The 19,794-nt window shown below is 59.6% G+C and carries 23 protein-coding genes; 3 read left to right on the top strand and 20 right to left on the bottom strand.

Annotation, left to right across the window (positions count from 1 at the left end; translation table 11 throughout):
* Window positions 1-66: 66 nt before the first annotated feature.
* The 10 genes from WIN67_RS06005 to WIN67_RS05960 form a co-directional block, all read right to left on the bottom strand.
* On the bottom strand, window positions 67-498 hold the full coding sequence (locus WIN67_RS06005) for a phage tail assembly chaperone (protein WP_339070759.1): 432 nt from the start codon (window positions 496-498) through the stop codon (window positions 67-69).
* Window positions 498-1,733, bottom strand: coding sequence for a phage tail protein (locus tag WIN67_RS06000; protein WP_339070758.1), 1,236 nt, complete (start codon window positions 1,731-1,733; stop codon window positions 498-500). The genes WIN67_RS06005 and WIN67_RS06000 overlap by 1 nt, the downstream gene beginning before the upstream one ends.
* Window positions 1,730-2,338, bottom strand: coding sequence for a phage tail protein I (locus WIN67_RS05995; RefSeq protein WP_339070757.1), 609 nt, complete (start codon window positions 2,336-2,338; stop codon window positions 1,730-1,732). The genes WIN67_RS06000 and WIN67_RS05995 overlap by 4 nt, the downstream gene beginning before the upstream one ends.
* 1 nt (window position 2,339) lies before the next feature.
* Window positions 2,340-3,221, bottom strand: a complete 882-nt coding sequence (locus WIN67_RS05990; protein ID WP_102861400.1) for a baseplate assembly protein — start codon at window positions 3,219-3,221, stop codon at window positions 2,340-2,342.
* A complete protein-coding gene (locus tag WIN67_RS05985; protein WP_102861399.1) occupies window positions 3,218-3,544 on the bottom strand; it encodes a GPW/gp25 family protein in 327 nt (108 codons plus the stop codon). The genes WIN67_RS05990 and WIN67_RS05985 overlap by 4 nt, the downstream gene beginning before the upstream one ends.
* A gap of 4 nt (window positions 3,545-3,548) precedes the next feature.
* Window positions 3,549-3,752 (bottom strand): hypothetical protein, encoded by a 204-nt coding sequence (locus WIN67_RS05980; RefSeq protein ID WP_339070756.1) that lies wholly within the window; start codon window positions 3,750-3,752, stop codon window positions 3,549-3,551.
* Between the two features lie 103 nt (window positions 3,753-3,855).
* On the bottom strand, window positions 3,856-4,446 hold the full coding sequence (locus WIN67_RS05975) for a phage baseplate assembly protein V (RefSeq protein ID WP_170001070.1): 591 nt from the start codon (window positions 4,444-4,446) through the stop codon (window positions 3,856-3,858).
* A complete protein-coding gene (locus WIN67_RS05970; protein ID WP_339070755.1) occupies window positions 4,443-4,964 on the bottom strand; it encodes a hypothetical protein in 522 nt (173 codons plus the stop codon). The genes WIN67_RS05975 and WIN67_RS05970 overlap by 4 nt, the downstream gene beginning before the upstream one ends.
* 86 nt (window positions 4,965-5,050) lie before the next feature.
* Window positions 5,051-5,401, bottom strand: coding sequence for a phage holin family protein (locus WIN67_RS05965; RefSeq protein ID WP_110596488.1), 351 nt, complete (start codon window positions 5,399-5,401; stop codon window positions 5,051-5,053).
* Window positions 5,402-5,920: 519 nt separating this feature from the next.
* A complete protein-coding gene (locus tag WIN67_RS05960; protein ID WP_102861394.1) occupies window positions 5,921-6,667 on the bottom strand; it encodes a LexA family transcriptional regulator in 747 nt (248 codons plus the stop codon).
* A gap of 186 nt (window positions 6,668-6,853) precedes the next feature.
* Between WIN67_RS05960 and mutS the strand changes: the two genes are divergently transcribed.
* Together mutS and fdxA are read left to right on the top strand one after the other, a co-directional pair.
* Window positions 6,854-9,433, top strand: coding sequence for a DNA mismatch repair protein MutS (gene mutS / locus WIN67_RS05955; protein WP_102861393.1), 2,580 nt, complete (start codon window positions 6,854-6,856; stop codon window positions 9,431-9,433).
* 142 nt (window positions 9,434-9,575) lie between these two features.
* Window positions 9,576-9,899: a ferredoxin FdxA gene (fdxA, locus tag WIN67_RS05950; protein WP_102861392.1), complete on the top strand. Its 324-nt coding sequence runs from the start codon at window positions 9,576-9,578 to the stop codon at window positions 9,897-9,899.
* A 516-nt stretch (window positions 9,900-10,415) separates the two neighbouring features.
* Here the strand turns inward: fdxA and rpoS are convergent.
* The 8 genes from rpoS to WIN67_RS05910 form a co-directional block, all read right to left on the bottom strand.
* Window positions 10,416-11,423 carry an RNA polymerase sigma factor RpoS gene (gene rpoS / locus WIN67_RS05945; protein WP_016964675.1) on the bottom strand — a complete coding sequence of 336 codons (1,008 nt, stop codon included), beginning with the start codon at window positions 11,421-11,423 and terminating at the stop codon, window positions 10,416-10,418.
* Window positions 11,424-11,529: 106 nt separating this feature from the next.
* Window positions 11,530-12,390, bottom strand: coding sequence for a peptidoglycan DD-metalloendopeptidase family protein (locus WIN67_RS05940; RefSeq protein WP_102878564.1), 861 nt, complete (start codon window positions 12,388-12,390; stop codon window positions 11,530-11,532).
* A 212-nt stretch (window positions 12,391-12,602) separates the two neighbouring features.
* Window positions 12,603-13,238, bottom strand: coding sequence for a protein-L-isoaspartate(D-aspartate) O-methyltransferase (locus tag WIN67_RS05935; RefSeq protein WP_170001073.1), 636 nt, complete (start codon window positions 13,236-13,238; stop codon window positions 12,603-12,605).
* Window positions 13,239-13,279: 41 nt separating this feature from the next.
* Entirely contained in the window at window positions 13,280-14,029 is a 750-nt protein-coding gene (gene surE, locus WIN67_RS05930) for a 5'/3'-nucleotidase SurE (RefSeq protein ID WP_102861388.1), read from the bottom strand.
* On the bottom strand, window positions 14,017-15,075 hold the full coding sequence (gene truD, locus WIN67_RS05925; protein ID WP_123393582.1) for a tRNA pseudouridine(13) synthase TruD: 1,059 nt from the start codon (window positions 15,073-15,075) through the stop codon (window positions 14,017-14,019). Before truD ends, surE begins: the two co-directional genes overlap by 13 nt.
* Window positions 15,072-15,545, bottom strand: a complete 474-nt coding sequence (gene ispF, locus WIN67_RS05920; RefSeq protein ID WP_102878561.1) for a 2-C-methyl-D-erythritol 2,4-cyclodiphosphate synthase — start codon at window positions 15,543-15,545, stop codon at window positions 15,072-15,074. The genes truD and ispF overlap by 4 nt, the downstream gene beginning before the upstream one ends.
* A 52-nt stretch (window positions 15,546-15,597) precedes the next feature.
* On the bottom strand, window positions 15,598-16,443 hold the full coding sequence (gene fghA / locus WIN67_RS05915; RefSeq protein WP_123393584.1) for an S-formylglutathione hydrolase: 846 nt from the start codon (window positions 16,441-16,443) through the stop codon (window positions 15,598-15,600).
* A gap of 87 nt (window positions 16,444-16,530) precedes the next feature.
* Window positions 16,531-17,643, bottom strand: coding sequence for an S-(hydroxymethyl)glutathione dehydrogenase/class III alcohol dehydrogenase (locus tag WIN67_RS05910; RefSeq protein ID WP_102861385.1), 1,113 nt, complete (start codon window positions 17,641-17,643; stop codon window positions 16,531-16,533).
* Window positions 17,644-17,747: 104 nt separating this feature from the next.
* On the opposite strand from WIN67_RS05910, the gene WIN67_RS05905 reads away from it, so the two are divergent.
* The gene (locus WIN67_RS05905) at window positions 17,748-18,647 is read left to right on the top strand and encodes a LysR substrate-binding domain-containing protein (RefSeq protein WP_339070754.1); all 900 of its coding nucleotides are present in this window, start codon (window positions 17,748-17,750) and stop codon (window positions 18,645-18,647) included.
* A 98-nt stretch (window positions 18,648-18,745) separates the two neighbouring features.
* On the opposite strand, the gene ispD is transcribed toward WIN67_RS05905, so the two are convergent.
* Both ispD and ftsB read right to left on the bottom strand, forming a co-directional pair.
* Window positions 18,746-19,453 (bottom strand): 2-C-methyl-D-erythritol 4-phosphate cytidylyltransferase, encoded by a 708-nt coding sequence (gene ispD / locus WIN67_RS05900; protein ID WP_253083805.1) that lies wholly within the window; start codon window positions 19,451-19,453, stop codon window positions 18,746-18,748.
* Window positions 19,450-19,728 carry a cell division protein FtsB gene (gene ftsB / locus WIN67_RS05895; protein ID WP_102861382.1) on the bottom strand — a complete coding sequence of 93 codons (279 nt, stop codon included), beginning with the start codon at window positions 19,726-19,728 and terminating at the stop codon, window positions 19,450-19,452. Before ftsB ends, ispD begins: the two co-directional genes overlap by 4 nt.
* Between the last annotated feature and the right edge of the window lie 66 nt (window positions 19,729-19,794).

Below are 19,794 nucleotides of genomic sequence, written 5' to 3'. Positions count from 1 at the left end.
GGGGGCTGTAAGGGATGTTGAGTTAAGGGAAAGCGGGAAAGAAAACGCCCCGGCGGTGCGGGGCGTTTACTGGGTTTGCTCGGCGATCCAGGGCGGCGCCACCGGACGATGTTCAATCTGTGGAAAGTCCGGGGATTGCGGCCAGTCGCGTAGGGATTGCATGTACACCAGTAGCTCCTTGAATTGCTCACCTGTCAGCGTCCTGGGAGCTTCAATTTCCAGCTGATCTCGATGCCGCTCGCGCAGCCACATAACGGACGTCAACTCAGCATCACGCCATCTGCGTTCCTTAGCCATGAACTGAGCAGGGGACACGGGTGGGCGCGGGCCAAGTTCTGGTGTTCCGTCTTTCCCCTTCACGATCACCGTGTTTATGCCCACACCTGCAAGCAGTTCATCTCGCAAGCGCTGCTCCACTTCGACCGCATCCGCTGGAATCTCTGAGTTGTAATCAGGGTGATACCAAGACGCCGTTTCAAAGCTGTAGAGGAATCCCATCAGTTACCCCACGCAAAGTAATAAATCGTTTGATTGCCAGCACCACTAGATGTCGAGACATCTTGCGTCAATCTGATAACCCCATTTGAAATCGGAACCGCGTAGGCGCTGTAGTTGCCTGTAGTGTTCCAACCAGAGACACCCATGCCTGCGATTACCCCGCAAATTGTGTTGAAGGAAACCGGCAAGCTCACATTAAGGCTCGACTCAGGCGAAACCACCACTGACCCCATCTGAATTATCAGGCCTCCCGGTACGTCAGGAATTCGGATTGAGTCGTTGTATGTATAGTTTCGCTTTGGCAGCAGCGCAGTTACCGCCTGATTGATCAGATACTCAGTGTCAACTTTTTTGTAAGCATCGGTAATACCGTATCCGGCCAGGGTTGTGGCAGACTTCGCCAGGCCTATTAGTGCCTGATTGATCAGGGAGTCCACGTCACTACGCTTGTAGGCATCGGTGATGCCATAACCCGCCAGGGTGGTCGCTTTCGTGGCTAGGTCTTTCACCGCTTGGTTGATCAGATAGTCCACATCGCCACGTTTGTAGGTATCGGTGATGCCATAGCCCGCCAGTGTGGTCGCTTTCGTGGCCAGGTCTTTCACCGCCTGATTGATCAGATAGACCACATCGACTCGGTTATAGGCGTCGGTAATCCCATAGCCCGCTAAGGTGGTTGGATTTGCACCAGCAACGACAATGCCACGCTTGCTGACGCTGACCTGGGTGTAGGTACCAGCAACCTTGTCCGCAGGCAGTCTACTGTCGAAAGCGAGGTCAACATACTCGCGAGTGGCGAGCACTATGGACGGATCGATCTTCAGTTGTACCGAGGTCGTACTGCTTACGATCAGGACCATTCGCAGCACTTGAGTCCGGCCAGAGCCCTCCGCCATCTGCGGCTTGTAGCTTGGCGGACAATTGCTGACCGCTATCAGGTCGCCTGCAGCATCGTAAAGCCCCATCTCGCGAATCCACCACCCGCCCTCTGTTTCGGGAATGACCATCTCGGCCATCACTTGGCTGGTGTTCGTTGGATCTACGCTCAACGTATTGAGACTGGCGCGGTAGCGTTCGTTTGCAAGGATGGTTTGGGTTCGGGTGGGGGTTGGCAAGGTTCCATTGCCATCACCCACTGCCATCTTGCTGATTTGTAGTTTTGTGTCGAGGGCAGCGGCATTGGCCAGCTTGGCCTCGCCCACGGCGGTCAAAATTGCGAAGTAGGTCTGGCTCATGGATAGACGCTCAGTGTGTCAGTTGAATGCTCAATACCGGAGAACAGCAACGCTGGGCTGCTGACCTCAATGGGACCGGGCGAGTAAGGGTAAACAGTCAGGATTTCGCCATCGGTTGCGCAGGCTCCAACCCAGGCTGTGCCACGTGTTTCTAAGCTGATGAGCAGTCCGGTTAGGTGCCGGCTGACGGGCCTGGCGTCGTCGATCAGCCGGGTCAGCTCCTGGTACATTTCCTCAGTGATACCGGTGTCCAGAACGCCGACTTTCAGGGCAAAGGTGGCCGGTTCGCCTTCAGGGACCGTCTGCCACCATTCGACCACTTCGATCAGGTAGCCCAGCGGTTCCACCACCCGACGCAGTGCACCGATGGTGCCTTTGCGAGCGTGGATGAAGTACGAGGCACGAATGGCGTTGCGCTTGACCGTCTCGGACCAGCGCGGGTCCCAGCGATCCACCGACCAGGCCCAGGCCAACTGCGGTAGCAGATGCACCGGGCAGGTGGACGGGTTGTACAGGGTGCGCAGCATGATGGCGGTATCGCCTGCGCTGGCCGCCTCAAGGGCGCGCTCCAGCGGCGTGCTATTGATCGGCAATAGGCTGGTCATTTCAGCTCCCCAGCGTGACGCTGTAACCGGTGCAATACGCCGCTTGAGCCTTGGTCGGGGTGATGTCTTGCCAACCCGCCAGATCGACCCGAGCCACGCCGGCCACATGCAACTGCGCATCAATGGCCGAACGGGCCACCTCGATGCCCAGGCGCCGGCGTGGGTTGACCCAGGCAGCCAGCTTGCGCTCGGCTTCTGCCAGGGCAGCGTCACCTTCCGGGCCGGAGCCCTTCATGTGCAGCACCGCGTCGATGCGATACGGCAAGACTTGGGCACTCTGGACCGTGACCCGGTCGCCGAGCGGTCGCACGTCTTCATCGTTGAGGGCTGCGGCAACGGTAGCCAGCAAGTCAGGACTGGCCGCGCCATTTCCCTCCAGGCTCAGCACCGTGACCGTCACCCGGGCCGGTGCCGGGCTTTCGGCCTCGGCGTCTGCTACCAGCGCAGAAGCGTTACGGGCATGCAGGATGTAGCTGTTGCGCGGGCCGGCCGTGGTCAGTCCTTCATAGGCCAATTGCACGCGCTCGCGCAGAGCGTCGTCAGCTTCCTTGACCTCCTCCACCGGCGGCACCGCCTGCGGGTCACCCTGCAGGATCACCAGGCGCTGCAGTTTGACGTTGGCCGCCAGGTGATCCAGGTCCGTACCCTTGGCATGGGCCAGCAGCAGCGCCTTGGCTGCATCGTTGACCCGGGCCCGCAATTGCATATCGCCGTAGGCCGATAGCTCCAGCAGTTTGCTCACCGGGTCGCTTTCCAGGTTGGCCGTCCAGTTATCGCCCATATGCCGGCGAAAGGTGGCCAGCTTGCCTTGGTACAAGGCCTCAAAATCCAGGGCCTCAAGTACCTGCGGCGCCGGCAGCGCCGACAAGTCCAACGTACTCATGCCGTCACCTCCAAAACCGCGCTATCACCCAGGTACTGGCCGGTCAGTTGAAAGCTGATCTGACCACCCACTACCGCTACCACCCTGACCCGTTCCAGCTTCAGCCGGGGCTCCCAGCGCAACAGCGCTCGGGCCACTTCGGCCTGCACCGCACTTTTCCAGCCACCAGTTACTGGCAAGTCGACGTAGCGGCGCAGGTTGCTGCCGTACTCCGGGCGCATCCGCCGACTGCCCAGCGGCGTGGTCAGGATGTCCTCGATGGACTGCCGCACATGCTCGATGCCGGACAGCGACAGGCCGGTACGGCGATCCATTCCGATCATCGTGTCACTCCTGCGCTTGCAGATCCGGGTGGGCGTTCAGGTAGTCCAGGGCGACAAGGTCGCCGGCCTTTACCGACACCTGTCCCTGGGCAACCCGCAACTGGCGGTCATCCGGCAGGATCAAATTGCGCGAGGTGTAAAGGGTGTCGCGAAACACCACAGTGCCGGCGCCCACAGGGCGACCGGGAGTTTTTTTAGGGGGGGCCATAGGTATCTCCGGGTACAAAAAAACCGCTCGGGGCGGGTTGATGGGGTGTTCGGTGATAGGTGAGACGTGAGCGCTGAGTCGTGAGGGCCACGACCCGCATGGGTCACTGCGGCGTTGCAGTTGAACCGGGCCCCGGCATCACACCCAGATGGGTATGGGTCGAGCCGACGTTGACCCCGTTGTGCTTCAAGCTCCCACCGTTGATGTGCACATCGCCATTCAAGGTGATCGCTCCGGTCAGGGTGATGCTGTCGGCCTTGCCGGTCAGGGCGCTGTCGGTCACCACCGCCGAGCTGCCGCCGACCTGAATGGTCACCGTGCCGCTGGGCAGGCTGATACTGTAACTCTTGGCCTGCCAGTCATAGACCAGCGAGCCACCATCCTCGAAACGCCAGACCTCGACGTGGTCACGGTTGTCCGGCTGGGGACCGGCGTTGCCATACAGGCCGGGAACGAAGGTGCCCTGGGCCGGCTCGCCGCTGGGGCTGATCAGCACGCCCTGCTCCCCCAGGCTCGGCGCCCGCCAGTGACGGGCCTTGCCGGCGGCCTGGCTGTGCCAGCGCACCCAGGCGCTGGTCCAGCCGGCGCCATCGGATACCCGCACCAGGCCGGCAGCCAGATCCACGCCGACCACGCTGCAAGGCAGGATCAGGCCGGCAATCATGCGGTCGTGGGTTGCAGACACGTAACTCACGCCATGTGCTCCGGCGACTGGTAGCCGCCCTCATGACCGGAGCCAGTGTCGGGACTGAAACCCAACACCAGCGTGCCCGGTGGTTGATTCGGCCAGGGCCATTGCTCCTGACCCAGGTAGATAAGCTGCTGCCACTGCACGATCCACTCGGCGCGGTAAACCGACTCTGCAGCCGTACCAACAGGCTTGGCCCACACGGCCGTCGCGCCTTCGACAAAGTCCAGATCCCACTGCTGACAACGCAGCAGCTCGATTAACTGAGCCGCCAGAATGGCCGCCTGCAAAGGTGCCTGTGCAAGCTCGGGGTCAACCCGTACCCGGGCCTCCAAAGTGGCCCGCATGCAACAGCGACCGTCGCCCGGGTCGGCTGCCTGGTCCAGGCCGGTGAGGGCAAAGTAGAGCGCCGGCTCAGTGGCGCCTTCAAACGCCTTGGGGAATGCCTCAACCGTCTGCAGATGGGGCATCGCCAGCTTGATCGTGGACGTGATGGCGTCTTTTAGCTGGGTCAGTTCGTTCATTGTCTAGTTCCAGAATAAGAGCGAGGCAGCCTAGTCACAGGGGCCTGGGCCGGTGGACCTTGTTGAGGGCCGAAGCCGATCGGGACTCAAGGCCGATCCGAGTTCGAATCCCGTGAAGGCGGTTCGCAAACCCCGATGCGCTTGGCCGCCCAGCGCTCATAAAGGCCGATGGCGACGTCGGCGCCGGCCATGGCGGTCAGGCAGCCGAAGGCGCAGGCGGTCCAGATCGAGACGCCGGCGGCATACAGCAGCATGATCGCCGAGACCCCGCAGACCACGCAGGCTCCGGAGCGCAGCGCCAGGCGCCGCAGCAGCGACCAGCCACGAGCGCCCTCCTTGTCGGCGCGCCACATTTCGCCGGAAACGCCACCGACCAGCGCCAGGACGATGACCAGCCAGATCGGCATGTCCAGCAACGCTTGTTGCTCGTTTGTCATTCACGTCTCCCGTGCGGATTGAGGCCAGCGAGATGGCCAGTTGATAGAAGGCTGATAACGATGTTTCAAGGGGTACCTGTCTGTTGGTGGCCCACGTTAGGCAGGCATTCCAAAAAGCCCGGTCGCCCGGGCTTTTCAGTAATGCAAACCTTGGTCTTTCGGCACGACTGGTGCGGTACGGACCCATTCAAATTGTTCCTCCGACCGCGACCCTGTCCGCCGGATAACTGCTTCTGGTGCTTTACGCTGCACACCCGGGTCAGTTGCCAACCCTCTGAACCGTCGAGGCCGGTTCATCGCTGCCTTTGCTTTGCCACTAAAGAGCGTCGTTGCAGCCGTTGTTGAACGGCTTGAGACGGATAATATGCATTCATGCATATGCAGTCAATGCGTAAATGCATTTATTTATGCATGCGAATTGCGCGAATGCATGAGCACCGCATAGATGCAGGGCGGGGGGGATTTTTCGAGGGCGAAAAAAAGCCCGCTCAGTGGCGGGCTTTGTCTGACAGTGATGGCTTAGCGGGCGTACATGCCCCACCAGAAGACGTGACCGAGGATGCTGATCTGCTCCTCCTGGATTTCCTGGAAGCTGTAGTCCTCATCCGGATGCTCATCGCGGTTGAAGCTGCGCAGGCGAATCCCGGTGGGCAAGCGATACAGCTGCTTCACTCGCAGTTGGCCATTGTGGTTGATCGCATACAGGTCGCCATCGACGATATCGCCGATGGCACACTTGCCGGCATTGACCCCGACCGTGGCACCATCGCGCAGCACCGGCAACATACTGTTGCCCCGCACCGTGACGCATTTGGCCTGATCGAACTGCACGCCGTTGTGCCGCAGGCTGCGCTTGCCGAAGCGCAGGCTGGCGCGCTCGCTCTCCTCGATGACGAATCTTCCTGATCCAGCAGCCAATTCAACCTCACGCAGAAAAGGAACCGACACCTCGTCGTCATCGACAGGGGTATCGTCGTCCCACAGGCTTATGTCCTTGAGTTCCGAATGAATCTCGTCGCGGGGCGCAGCAACCCGGGCAGGCGCGATATCCACGCGCCCACGCAATTGGTCGGTGCTCACCTGGAAGTATTCAGCGATCCGCGAGATGTGTTTATCCGAAGGATCGACGATCTTCCCGCTGAGAATCCGCGAGAGGGTGGATTGAGGCACACCAGTCCGACGGTGAAGCTCCGTGGGGGAGATTCCATCACGATCCAGCAGCTCTCTTAAGACGGTAGAAACATTGCGTATTTGCATAGAACGCATAGTGCTCGAACTTTTAGCCCATGACAAATGCTGTTTTGCATATTTGTGCTGCATTTACCGGACAAACGCAGTAGTGCCTTGGTGTCTGCGAGGCCAGGGCGCCCATGGTAACCTTGCCGCCATCTGCAAAAAGCCGGGCCCAGCGCTCCTTTGCTTCACCCATTCAACGAATCCGCCTAAATACCAATGAGTAAAAATACCTCCGATCTGTCCTCCCACACGCCGATGATGCAGCAGTACTGGCGCCTCAAGAACCAGCACCCTGATCAGTTGATGTTCTACCGCATGGGCGACTTCTACGAGATCTTCTATGAAGACGCAAAGAAGGCCGCCAAGCTGCTGGACATCACCCTGACGGCACGCGGACAGTCGGCGGGACAGGCAATTCCCATGTGTGGCATTCCCTACCACGCCGCCGAAGGTTACCTGGCCAAGCTGGTGAAGCTCGGCGAGTCGGTGGTCATCTGCGAGCAAGTGGGTGATCCGGCCACCAGCAAAGGCCCCGTGGAACGTCAGGTGGTGCGTATCATTACCCCGGGCACCGTCAGCGACGAAGCCCTGCTGGACGAACGCCGCGACAACCTGATCGCGGCCGTGCTGGGCGATGAGCGCTTGTTCGGCCTGGCGGTGCTGGACATCACCAGCGGCAATTTCAGCGTCCTGGAAATCAAGGGTTGGGAGAACTTGCTGGCGGAGCTGGAACGCATCAATCCAGTGGAGCTGCTGATCCCTGATGACTGGCCACAAGGCCTGCCGGCGGAAAAGCGCCGGGGTGTTCGACGTCGCGCCCCCTGGGACTTCGAGCGCGACTCGGCCCACAAGAGCCTCTGCCAGCAATTCTCCACCCAAGACCTCAAGGGCTTTGGTTGCGAGACCCTGACCCTGGCCATCGGCGCCGCCGGATGCCTGTTGAGCTACGCCAAGGAAACCCAGCGCACCGCCCTGCCCCACTTGCGCAGCCTGCGGCACGAACGCCTGGACGACACGGTGGTGCTGGACGGTGCCAGTCGCCGCAACCTGGAGCTGGACACCAACCTGGCCGGTGGACGCGACAACACCCTGCAATCGGTGGTCGATCGCTGCCAGACCGCCATGGGCAGCCGCCTGCTGACCCGCTGGCTGAACCGCCCGCTGCGGGATCTCAAGGTCTTGCAGGCGCGTCAGTCCTCGATCACCTGCCTGCTGGACGGCTACCGTTTCGAACGGCTGCAGCCGCAGTTGAAGGAAATCGGCGATATCGAGCGGATTCTCGCGCGAATCGGCTTGCGCAATGCCCGTCCGCGGGACCTGGCTCGCCTGCGTGATGCCCTGGCAGCCTTGCCAGAGCTGCAAGAGGCGATGACCGAACTGGAGGCAGAGCACCTCAAGCAACTGGCAGTCACCACCAGCACCTACCCGGAACTGGCCGCGCTGCTGGCCAAAGCGATCATCGACAACCCGCCGGCGGTGATCCGCGACGGCGGCGTGCTCAAGACCGGCTACGACGCCGAGCTCGACGAACTGCAATCCTTGAGCGAGAACGCCGGGCAATTCCTGATCGATCTGGAAGCCCGGGAAAAAGCCCGTACCGGTCTGGCCAACCTCAAAGTCGGCTATAACCGCATTCATGGCTACTTCATCGAGCTGCCGAGCAAACAGGCCGAGCAGGCACCGGCGGATTACATTCGTCGCCAGACCCTGAAGGGCGCCGAGCGCTTCATCACTCCGGAACTCAAGGAGTTTGAAGACAAGGCGCTGTCGGCCAAGAGCCGCGCCCTGGCCCGGGAAAAGATGCTCTACGATGCGCTGCTGGAAACCCTGATCAGCCATCTGCCGCCGCTGCAGGATACCGCCGGTGCCCTGGCGGAACTGGACGTGCTGAGCAATCTGGCCGAACGCGCGCTGAACCTGGACCTCAATTGCCCGCGTTTTGTCAGCGAGCCTTGCATGCGCATCACCCAGGGCCGTCACCCGGTGGTGGAGCAAGTATTGACCACACCTTTTGTGGCCAACGACCTGAATCTGGACGACAACACCCGGATGCTGGTGATCACCGGTCCTAACATGGGCGGTAAATCCACCTACATGCGCCAGACTGCGCTGATCGTACTGCTGGCCCATATCGGCAGTTTTGTCCCGGCGGCGAGCTGCGAGCTGTCCCTGGTGGATCGGATCTTTACTCGGATCGGCTCTAGCGACGACCTGGCCGGCGGTCGCTCGACCTTCATGGTAGAAATGAGTGAAACCGCGAACATCCTGCACAACGCCACTGAACGCAGCCTGGTGCTGATGGACGAAGTGGGCCGCGGCACCAGTACTTTCGACGGACTTTCCCTGGCCTGGGCTGCGGCAGAACGTCTCGCCCATCTGCGGGCCTACACCCTGTTCGCCACCCACTATTTTGAACTGACCGTACTGCCGGAAAGCGAGCCGCTGGTGGCCAACGTGCACCTCAATGCCACTGAGCACAACGAGCGCATCGTCTTCCTGCACCATGTATTGCCCGGCCCTGCCAGCCAGAGTTATGGCCTGGCGGTAGCCCAGCTGGCGGGGGTTCCCAGCGCGGTCATCGGGCGAGCCCGTGAACATTTGAGCCGCCTGGAGACCACCAGCCTGCCCCACGAAACGCCACGACCCGCGCCAGGCAAAGCCTCAGTTCCGCAGCAAAGCGACCTGTTTGCCAGCCTGCCGCACCCAGTCCTCGAGGAACTGGCCAAACTGGATCTGGATGACCTGACGCCACGCCGGGCACTGGAAATGCTCTATACATTGAAGACACGCATCTAACGCGAACGCCTTCAAGCTGTTAGAATCTTGCGCGGTTTGGGATGCTGCGGACTATTAGCCTGGTTCGCAGACTATCGCTCCCAAACCTGGCGACCCCGTCATGTAGGGGCTCCGCTGCCGCCGCCTGAGGAGAGAATTAGAAATGACCTTCGTCGTCACCGACAACTGCATCAAGTGCAAGTACACCGACTGCGTAGAAGTCTGTCCGGTGGACTGCTTTTACGAAGGGCCGAACTTCCTGGTGATTCACCCGGATGAGTGCATTGACTGCGCGCTGTGCGAGCCTGAATGCCCGGCTGTAGCCATTTTCTCCGAGGATGAAGTCCCGGAGGAGATGCAGGAGTTCATTCAGCTGAACGTCGAGCTGGCAGAGATCTGGCCGAATATCACTGAAAAGAAAGAATCGTTGCCGGATGCCGCAGAGTGGGATGGCGTCAAAGGCAAGATCAAAGACCTCGAACGCTGATTGCCCCCGCGTTCCTGAAAAGGCCCCTTGCGGGCCTTTTTGCATTTCTGGGAATAGGGCTCTTGTCCTCGGGACTTTTCGACAGGCAAAAAAAGGGGCGGTATGACCCGCCCACATTTTTCCCTAGTCCCTGTGTTCCTTTTCATCGTCCTGATGAATCGCTTCCTGCGATGTCCTGACCATCGTCCTTGATGGCTGTGTCTATCCGTCGACACAGGGCTGATATTAGAGAATTCCCTGGTAAGAGCAATCGCACTATTCCCCGGAAAACTTGTCGAACACAAACAGAAAGACTTAAAAAATACTTATAAATCAACAATATAAAAAATCACTTAAACCATTTCAGGCAAGTCTGAAGCAATCGAGAACCGAACACTTACGGAAACGTAATCTATTGCTTACACGCCAGTGAAGAGTAATCCCAACCCTGACCAGAATCCCAGAACTCAGAGTCAAAATAATCACGCAATAAAAAGCCCCGAATAGATCGGGGCTCTTGCGAGTCAGTTCCAGAAGCTACTGAAATAGAGACTCACTGGACAACCCATTCTTCTCAAGGATCTCTCGCAGGCGCTTGAGGCCTTCAACCTGGATTTGTCGAACCCGCTCACGGGTCAGGCCAATCTCCAGGCCAACATCTTCAAGAGTGCTGCTCTCATGACCTCGCAGGCCAAAGCGGCGGACCACCACTTCACGCTGCTTTTCAGTCAATTCGGACAGCCATTGATCGATGCTTTGCGACAGATCATCGTCCTGCAACAGTTCACAAGGATCCGTTGGACGATCGTCAGTCAAGGTGTCCAGCAGGGTTTTATCCGAATCCGGTCCCAGCGAGACATCAACCGAAGAAACCCGCTCATTCAGACCGAGCATGCGTTTGACTTCAGCCACCGGCTTCTCCAGCAGGTTGGCGATTTCTTCGGGAGAGGGTTCATGATCGAGTTTTTGCGTCAACTCACGGGCGGCGCGCAAGTAGACGTTAAGCTCTTTGACCACATGAATCGGCAACCGGATGGTCCGGGTTTGATTCATGATCGCCCGTTCGATGGTCTGGCGAATCCACCAGGTGGCGTAGGTCGAAAAACGGAAGCCGCGTTCCGGGTCGAACTTCTCCACTGCCCGGATCAGGCCGAGGTTGCCCTCTTCGATCAGGTCCAGCAGCGACAATCCACGATTGACATAGCGTCGGGCAATTTTCACCACCAGTCGCAAGTTACTTTCAATCATGCGCTTGCGCCCGGCGGGGTCGCCACTCTGCGACAAACGCGCAAAGTGCACTTCCTCTTCGGGAGAGAGCAATGGAGAAAAGCCGATTTCATTGAGGTACAACTGCGTTGCATCGAGGGCACGCGTGTAATCAATGTACTTGTGTTGCTTAAGTGAAGCGGAGCTTTTGGATTTGGCGCGAACGGAAGGTGGAGTTGCCCCCTCATTATTCGACATCGAATCCATATCGATGCTGCTCTCCATAAGGAGAACTTCATCGTCGATGTCAAACTCCGGCACTTCTTTACTGAGAGCCATTGTTATAGTCCTTTGGTGAGTTCGACCTCAGGCTCAAGCGGCGCCTTAATCCTTGGCAACGCTGGAGCCTGTTCCCTCTACGTGAGCGGAACAGGCTGGTAACGGATCAACGACGTGGCAGGAATTGCAGCGGATCTACAGGTTTACCTTGTCGGCGAATCTCAAAGTGCAGTTTCACCCGGTCTGTACCAGTTGATCCCATCTCGGCAATTGTCTGTCCGACTTTGACCTGCTGTCCCTCCCGAACCAATAGCTTGCGGTTGTGGCCGTAAGCACTGACGTAGGTTTCGTTGTGTTTGATGATGACTAATTCGCCGTAGCCCCTTAAGCCACTCCCGGCGTAAACCACCGTCCCATCAGACGCAGCTAAAACAGGCTGTCCCAAATCCCCGGCGATATCAATGCCTTTATTCAAACTACCGTTTGAAGAGAATTTTCCAATCAGAACACCGTTGGAAGGCCAGCCCCAGCCCGTCGGAGCGGGGCCTGCAGGCGTAACCGGAGCGGGCGCCGGCTTGCTTGCAGTAGCTGTAGAAGTGCCCGTTGCGGTGGCTGTCGTTGCCCCCGCCGGACGACGAATAACCGTGGTCTTGCTGGAGGACGATGCACCAGACTGGGTGCTGGTAACCACAGTTGTCGGCGCAACACCCGTGCGACCATCAAAACGAATGGTTTGCCCCGGATGGATGGTATAGGGCTCGGCAATATTGTTACGAGCAGCCAACGCCTTGTAGTCCCAGCCGTAGCGAAACGCGATGGAGAACAGCGTATCCCCGCGACGTACTACATATTGTCCCGTGGTCACAGTTGGACGCTGAGGCGCCGCATTATTACTGCGTTCAACCACACCCACACTGCTGGACTTGGTGCTGGAGCAACCGACCAACAAGGAACTCAAGACAAGGCCAATCATCAGTCGCTGAAAGCTTGTTATACCCATACGCTGCGCAATGACTGTGAGACTCACCCGCCGCTCCCTTTATGGTGGTTGACGATATTAATTGCCTGGCTCAGGCATGAAATGACGCAAGTATAACTGGAGGCAGGCGCTTTACGGCTGGCAAAGCGCAACACACAGTCACAAGAGGTTGCCATTGATCGCCGTCCCACTCATTGCCGATCAATACGGCACTAAGACACAACCCGGCAAACAGAATTCACCCAGGCGGCGATAAATGCTCAGGCCAGTGGCCCATTGAGCAACGGTACAAACCGCACCGCCCCCAGGACATGTCGGGCAAAGCCATGTTCTTCACGAATGATCAGCATCAACTGCTGTACTTCTCCGGCTCCCACTGGAATGACCAGGCGCCCACCAGGCGCCAGTTGATCAAGCAGTGCCTGAGGAATATCGGTAGCCACGGCGGTGACGATGATGCCGTTGTAAGGCGCCAACGCTGGCCAGCCCTCCCAACCATCGCCCCAGCGGAACACCACATTACGCAGGTTCAATTCCTGCAGACGCTCCTTGGCCCGATCCTGCAGGACCTTGATCCGCTCCACCGAAAACACCCGCTCAACCAACTGCGACAGTACTGCCGTCTGGTAGCCGGAACCGGTACCGATCTCCAGCACTTTGTCCAGCGGGCCTGCCGCCAACAGCAACTCGCTCATGCGAGCCACCATATAAGGCTGGGAGATCGTCTGGTTATGGCCGATGGGCAGCGCTGTGTCTTCATAGGCACGGTGCGCCAGAGCTTCATCAACGAACAGATGCCGTGGTGTACGACGAATGACTTCCAATACCTGGGGATTGGACAGGCCCTCATCGTAAAGCCGTTGGATCAGGCGCTCGCGGGTTCGCTGGGAAGTCATGCCTATTCCCCGTCGTAGCAAATCGTCCTGCTCACGAGCCATCAGCGCAGCCCCTCCAACCAACCATCCAGACTCCTGAACGCCTCATTGAAGGTGCGATCGAGCTGCAACGGCGTGATCGACACATAACCTTGCATGACAGCATGGAAGTCAGTACCTGGACCGCCATCTTCGGCGTCCCCTGCGGCGGCAATCCAGTAACCCGACTTGCCACGGGGATCGACGACCTTCATGGGCGCCGCTGCGCGCGCGCGATGGCCCAACCGGGTCAGCTGTATGCCACGGATATGATCAAGCGGGAGGTTGGGAATATTCACGTTCAACACCGTCCGTGGTGGCAAATCCAGCAAGCCCTGAGCCTGTACCAGCTTGCGCGCGAAATGGGCAGCAGTGGCGAGGTTTTCTACCTGCCTCGACACCAGCGAAAAGGCAATCGCCGGGCGCTGCAGGAAACGTCCTTCAAGCGCAGCGGCGACGGTTCCGGAATACAGCACGTCATCACCGAGGTTGGCCCCCAGGTTGATTCCCGACACCACCATGTCCGGCTCATGCTCCAACAGGCCGTTAAGCCCCAGGTGAACGCAGTCGGTCGGTGTGCCATTGATACTGATGAAACCATTGCCGAGGGTATGCGGATGCAACGGACGGTCGAGCGTCAGCGAACTGCTGGCGCCGCTTTTGTCTTGATCCGGTGCGATAACCACACACTCGGCGTAATCCGCCAACGCAGCATGCAGCGCGGCGATACCGGGTGCAGTTACCCCATCATCGTTAGAAATCAGAATACGCATGAGCTGTCCGTCTGCCCCACCGGCACCAGATCGACGAGTTCACGCACCAATGCGGTGGCGAAACACCCGGCCGGCAGGACGAATTCCAGTTGCAGAATGTCAGGCTCGGGATAATGCCACGTCAAACCGCCAATGGGCAGCCGCAGGATGCGTCGTTCGTGGCTCATGCCGGCTTTAATCAGCCAATCACAGAGTGCCGCCTCACGACCGGCAATCTGTTGCTCAAGCTCATGGGATACACCGCCCGCCGGAGAAACACCCTCCCCCCACAGCGGACCGGTGGGGTGCAGGTCGAGAATCGCCAGGCGTGGGTCCGAGCATTCATCAGGCCCGGCCATGAAAAAGCTGCGACTGTCGGTAAACGCCAGCAGGTCACCTATCTGCGCCTGCTGCCAACTACCGTTCGCCACCCGTGCTGCCAGCACCTGGTTGAACAAGTAGCTGCGGGCCGTAGACAACAACCGCGAACGCACATTGCGCTGCTCTGGCAGTGCCTGGCGCGCGGCCCAGCCGCGGGCATCCACTAGATTGCCGCCGTCGTGGCCAAAACGCTGGGCGCCGAAATAGTTGGGAATCCCAAACTGGGCGATCTGCTGCAAACGCTCATCAATGGCCGAATGGTCCGCCGTAAGCTCTGTCAGACGCAGGGTAAAACCGTTGGCCGCATGGGCTCCACGCTGTAGCTTGCGCTTGTGGCGGGTGGCCTTGAGGATTTTCAGGGTGTGGTTTTCCGCCGCGCCAAGATCCGGATCAGCCTTGCCCGGCAGTTGCACACTGAACCATTGGCGAGTCAGCGCCTGGCGATCCTTGAGCCCGGCGTAGCTCACGGTGCGCAACGACACTCCGGCGGCCTTGGCAATCCGCCGCGCGGCCTCTTCGGTATTCAAGCCACGCTTTTCCACCCACAGCCACAGGTGCTCGCCTTCACCGCTCAGCGGGATATCGAGCACTTCATCGACCTGGAAATCTTCGGCAGTGGCCTTGAGCACCGCGCTGCCCAGGGCATCGCCATAGGCCCGCGGGCCCAACAGTTGCAGTTCATTCATGGGCGCAGCAACAAGGCTACGGAGTGCACCGCGATACCTTCCTCGCGACCGACGAAACCGAGTTTTTCGGTGGTGGTGGCCTTCACGTTCACTTGATCCAGTTCGACTTGCAGGTCCTCGGCAATCAAGGCCCGCATGGTTTCAATATGAGGCGCCATTTTTGGGGCCTGGGCGACGATGGTGTTGTCGACGTTGCCGACCTTCCAGCCTTTGGCATGGATCAGCGCGACAACATGACGCAGCAGGACGCGGCTGTCGGCACCTTTGAACTGCGGATCGGTGTCCGGAAAATGCTTGCCGATATCCCCCAGCGCCGCGGCGCCCAGCAGGGCATCACTGAGTGCATGCAACAACACATCACCGTCGGAGTGGGCGAGCAACCCAGAATGATGGGCGATACGCACACCGCCCAAAGTAATGAAGTCGCCCTCAGCGAAACGGTGCACATCGTAGCCGTGGCCAATACGCATAAAAAAACGCCCCGAAAAAGTCAGGGCGTGATTCTACCTGCTTTGGCGGGTATTAGGCGTTAAGAGCACGTGCATGGTGCTGCAAGTGATCGTCTATAAAGCTGGCGATAAAGAAGTAGCTATGGTCATAACCGGGCTGCATGCGCAGCGTCAGCTCATGCCCGGCATTCTTTGCCGCTTGCTGCAGAACTTCAGGCTTGAGCTGGCCGGCGAGGAAATCGTCGCGATCCCCCTGATCCACTAGCAACGGCAGCTTTTCCGTGGCCTCGGCGATCAATACGCTGGCATCCCACTCGCGCCAGCGTGAGCGCTCTTCCCCCAGATACCGGGAAAACGCTTTCTGCCCCCAAGGACAATCCATGGGATTACTGATAGGAGCGAACGCCGAAACCGACTGATAGCGACCGGGATTACGCAACGCGCAGACCAACGCCCCGTGACCGCCCATGGAGTGGCCGCTGATCCCACGTTTCTGCGACGCGGGAAAGTGCGCCTCCACCAACTCCGGCAGTTCGTTCACCACATAGTCATGCATCCGATAATGCTGGGCCCAGGGCTCCTGCGTCGCGTTCAGATAGAACCCCGCGCCCAGGCCAAAGTCCCAAGCGCCCTCCGGGTCACCGGGCACGCCTGCGCCGCGAGGGCTGGTGTCCGGAGCGACGATGATCAGGCCCAGTTCCGCCGCCAGGCGCTGGGCGCCGGCCTTTTGCATGAAGTTCTCGTCGGTGCAGGTCAGGCCGGACAACCAGTAAAGCACCGGCAGCTTGCCCCCCTGCTCCGCCTGGGGCGGCAAGTACACGGCGAACACCATGTCACAGCCCAACACCTGGGAATGATGCTTGTAGCGTTTGTGCCAGCCGCCGAAGCTCTTCTGGCAGGAAAGGTTTTCCAGACTCATGGCAGACCTCCAGCCACAAGCCGCAAGCTACGAGCCGCAAGTGGGAATCCCTTCTTGGTGCTTGTGGCTTGCCGCTTGCCGCTGCTCTTAGAAATGAATGACCGAACGAATGCTCTTGCCTTCGTGCATCAGGTCGAAAGCCTTGTTGATATCTTCCAGGCCCATGGTGTGAGTAATGAAGGTATCCAGCGGGATTTCGCCGGTCTGGGACATTTCCACGTAGCTTGGCAGCTCACTGCGACCACGCACGCCACCGAATGCCGAACCGCGCCAAACGCGGCCAGTCACCAGCTGGAAGGGACGGGTCGAAATTTCCTGGCCGGCACCGGCCACACCAATGATCACCGATTCGCCCCAGCCCTTGTGGCAGCATTCCAGGGCTGCGCGCATCAGTTGCACGTTGCCGATGCATTCGAAGGAGAAATCCACGCCGCCGTCGGTCATGTCGACGATGACCTCCTGGATCGGACGGTCGAAATCCTTGGGGTTGACGCAGTCGGTGGCGCCCAATTGCTTGGCGATCTCGAACTTGGCCGGATTGATATCGATAGCAATAATGCGCCCGGCCTTGGCCTTGACCGCACCGATTACCGCCGACAGACCAATGCCGCCCAGGCCGAAGATGGCCACGGTGTCACCGGCCTTGACCTTGGCGGTGTTGATCACCGCGCCAATACCTGTGGTCACGCCGCAACCCAGCAGGCAGACCTTCTCCAGAGGCGCGTCCTTGGGAATCTTGGCCACGGAGATTTCCGGCAGAACGGTGTACTCGGAGAATGTCGAGGTACCCATATAGTGGAAAATGGGCTGACCCTTGTAGGAAAAACGGGTAGTACCATCAGGCATCAGGCCTTTGCCCTGGGTAGCGCGAATGGCCTGACAGAGGTTGGTCTTGCCCGACAGACAGAATTTGCACTTGCCACATTCTGGGGTGTAGAGCGGGATCACATGATCGCCGACGGCCACCGAGGTCACGCCCTCGCCCACCGCCTCCACTACTGCACCGCCTTCATGGCCGAGGATCGCCGGGAAGATGCCTTCCGGGTCAGCACCGGACAGGGTGTAGGCGTCGGTGTGGCAGACGCCGGAAGCGACAACCCGCAACAGCACTTCGCCGGCCTTGGGCATGGCAACATCCACTTCGACGATTTCCAGGGGCTTCTTGGCCTCGAAGGCTACGGCAGCACGTGACTTGATCATCCTGACTCTCCAGCGAATAAAAACGAGGCAGTGAGTGTAAAACAGCGCAAGGCGATGAATAATCCAGGCAAAAGCAAAACATTATTGCCATGCAGGGATAATCAATGAGCGAAAACCGTTGGGAAGGCATCGACGAATTTGTCGCAGTCGCCGAATGCAGCCAGTTCACTGCCGCTGCGGAACGCTTGGGGGTGTCCTCATCTCATATCAGCCGCCAGGTGGTGCGCCTGGAAGAGCGCTTGCAGACCCGCCTGCTGTATCGCAGTACCCGCCGCGTCACCCTGACCGAGGCCGGGCAGACCTTTCTCCAGCATTGCCAACGCTTGCAGGACGGGCGCGAGGAAGCGTTGCGAGCCGTGGGGGACCTGACCAGTGAGCCCAAGGGCATGCTGCGCATGACTTGCGCAGTGGCCTATGGCGAGCGTTTCATCGTGCCGCTGGTCACGCGTTTCATGAGCCTTTATCCGCAATTGCGGGTGGACATAGAACTGAGCAACCGTCCCCTGGACCTGGTGCACGAGGGGCTCGACCTGGCCATTCGCCTGGGACGCCTGCAGGACTCACGCCTGGTCGCCACTCGCCTGGCACCACGCCGCATGTACCTATGTGCATCGCCGTCCTATCTGGAACGCTATGGCCGCCCTCACAGCCTTTCGGAATTGAGCCGGCACAACTGCCTGATCGGCAGCTCGGATATCTGGCAATTGGAGGTCGACGAGCGCGAATTTTCGCAAAGGGTGCAGGGCAACTGGCGCTGCAACAGCGGACAGGCAGTGCTGGACGCGGCATTACAAGGCGTCGGACTCTGCCAACTGCCGGACTACTACGTTCTGGAGCACCTGCAGGACGGTACGCTGGTTTCCTTGCTGGAAGCTCACCAGCCGCCCAACACCGCAGTCTGGGCGCTCTATCCACAGCAACGGCATCTGTCGCCGAAAGTGCGCAAGCTGGTGGATTATCTCAAGCAAGGCTTGGCCGAACGCCCGGAATACCGCGATGTGTAGCCGCTGACGCAGGGCCTTCGGGGTTTCAGGAGCGGCGCCTCCTTCGGAGTCGTTCGCAGCCTGCGGCAGCGGCTACAAGGTTCAGCGCCCGCCCGCGATCAGCGCCGATTGGACCAACGCTGGCGCAGCCACTCAAGATCCTCGGGGCGAGTGACCTTGAGGTTGTCGGAACGGCCTTCGATCAGGCGTGGCGCCTGCCCGGCCCATTCCATTGCCGAAGCCTCATCGGTGATCGCCACATCGGCCACCAGGCTGTCGGCCAAGGCGCGGTGCAGCGCGCCAAGACGGAACATCTGCGGTGTGTAGGCTTGCCAGATCAGGCTGCGATCCACGGTTTCCAAAACCCTTCCGTGCTTGTCGATCCGCTTCAGGGTGTCCCGGGCCGGCACCGCCAGCAGCCCGCCCACCGGGTCATGCGCCAATTCACTCAGCAGCTTGTCCAGGTCATCTCGGGAAAGATTGGGGCGTGCGGCATCGTGAACCAGAACCCAATCCTCATCGGCCGCGCCCTGAGCATGCAGATGAAGCAAGGCATTGAGTACCGACCCGGAACGCTCGGTGCCACCTTCGACCCGCTGAATACGCGAGTCATGGGCACAGGCCAGGGTTGGCCAGTAAGGATCGTCCAGCGCCAGGCTGACCACCAGCCCCTTGAGGCCAGGATGGTCGAGGAAACAGCCGAGGCTGTGTTCGAGAATTGTGCGTCCGCCCAGTTGCAGGTACTGCTTGGGACGATCCGCGGCCATGCGGGCACCGACGCCCGCGGCAGGAATCACGGCCCAGAAGGCCGGCAATCTATCGCTCATTGGGCCAACTGGTAGAGGGTTTCACCCTCCTTGACCATGCCCAACTCGTGGCGAGCCCGTTCTTCAACGGTCTCCATGCCCTTCTTCAGTTCCATGACTTCCGCATCGAGTACGCGATTTCGCTCCAGCAAACGCTCGTTTTCAGCGTGCTGGTCGGCAATCTGCTGAGTCAGGTCAGCTACCTGGGCCAAGCTGCCGCTCCCCACCCACAGGCGGTACTGCAAGCCAGCCAGCAGCAAGAGCAAGACCAGGAACAACCAATTGGGACTGCGCATCGAATATCGGGTATCCAGTGAAAAAAGACAGCCATGCCAACAACTTCGGACCTACTGATAGCACGA

Source organism: Pseudomonas idahonensis (genome assembly GCF_037903935.1).
Classification (GTDB): domain Bacteria; phylum Pseudomonadota; class Gammaproteobacteria; order Pseudomonadales; family Pseudomonadaceae; genus Aquipseudomonas; species Aquipseudomonas danubii.
This window is presented reverse-complemented; position numbering and strand designations above follow the sequence as displayed.

Bases quoted from the DNA above. Each gene is read 5' to 3' on its own strand.
- fdxA (WP_102861392.1), top strand. From the start codon at position 9,576: ATGACCTTCGTCGTCACCGACAACTGCATCAAGTGCAAGTACACCGAC.
- truD (WP_123393582.1), bottom strand. From the start codon at position 15,075: ATGAATGAACTGCAACTGTTGGGCCCGCGGGCCTATGGCGATGCCCTG.
- WIN67_RS06000 (WP_339070758.1), bottom strand. From the start codon at position 1,733: ATGAGCCAGACCTACTTCGCAATTTTGACCGCCGTGGGCGAGGCCAAG.
- mutS (WP_102861393.1), top strand. From the start codon at position 6,854: ATGAGTAAAAATACCTCCGATCTGTCCTCCCACACGCCGATGATGCAG.
- ftsB (WP_102861382.1), bottom strand. From the start codon at position 19,728: ATGCGCAGTCCCAATTGGTTGTTCCTGGTCTTGCTCTTGCTGCTGGCT.
- WIN67_RS05985 (WP_102861399.1), bottom strand. From the start codon at position 3,544: ATGATCGGAATGGATCGCCGTACCGGCCTGTCGCTGTCCGGCATCGAG.
- WIN67_RS05910 (WP_102861385.1), bottom strand. From the start codon at position 17,643: ATGATCAAGTCACGTGCTGCCGTAGCCTTCGAGGCCAAGAAGCCCCTG.
- WIN67_RS05970 (WP_339070755.1), bottom strand. From the start codon at position 4,964: ATGAACGAACTGACCCAGCTAAAAGACGCCATCACGTCCACGATCAAG.
- ispF (WP_102878561.1), bottom strand. From the start codon at position 15,545: ATGCGTATTGGCCACGGCTACGATGTGCACCGTTTCGCTGAGGGCGAC.
- ispD (WP_253083805.1), bottom strand. From the start codon at position 19,453: ATGAGCGATAGATTGCCGGCCTTCTGGGCCGTGATTCCTGCCGCGGGC.
- fghA (WP_123393584.1), bottom strand. From the start codon at position 16,443: ATGAGTCTGGAAAACCTTTCCTGCCAGAAGAGCTTCGGCGGCTGGCAC.
- WIN67_RS05980 (WP_339070756.1), bottom strand. From the start codon at position 3,752: ATGGCCCCCCCTAAAAAAACTCCCGGTCGCCCTGTGGGCGCCGGCACT.
- WIN67_RS05960 (WP_102861394.1), bottom strand. From the start codon at position 6,667: ATGCGTTCTATGCAAATACGCAATGTTTCTACCGTCTTAAGAGAGCTG.
- WIN67_RS06005 (WP_339070759.1), bottom strand. From the start codon at position 498: ATGGGATTCCTCTACAGCTTTGAAACGGCGTCTTGGTATCACCCTGAT.
- WIN67_RS05935 (WP_170001073.1), bottom strand. From the start codon at position 13,238: ATGACTTCCCAGCGAACCCGCGAGCGCCTGATCCAACGGCTTTACGAT.
- rpoS (WP_016964675.1), bottom strand. From the start codon at position 11,423: ATGGCTCTCAGTAAAGAAGTGCCGGAGTTTGACATCGACGATGAAGTT.
- WIN67_RS05905 (WP_339070754.1), top strand. From the start codon at position 17,748: ATGAGCGAAAACCGTTGGGAAGGCATCGACGAATTTGTCGCAGTCGCC.
- surE (WP_102861388.1), bottom strand. From the start codon at position 14,029: ATGCGTATTCTGATTTCTAACGATGATGGGGTAACTGCACCCGGTATC.
- WIN67_RS05990 (WP_102861400.1), bottom strand. From the start codon at position 3,221: ATGAGTACGTTGGACTTGTCGGCGCTGCCGGCGCCGCAGGTACTTGAG.
- WIN67_RS05995 (WP_339070757.1), bottom strand. From the start codon at position 2,338: ATGACCAGCCTATTGCCGATCAATAGCACGCCGCTGGAGCGCGCCCTT.
- WIN67_RS05965 (WP_110596488.1), bottom strand. From the start codon at position 5,401: ATGACAAACGAGCAACAAGCGTTGCTGGACATGCCGATCTGGCTGGTC.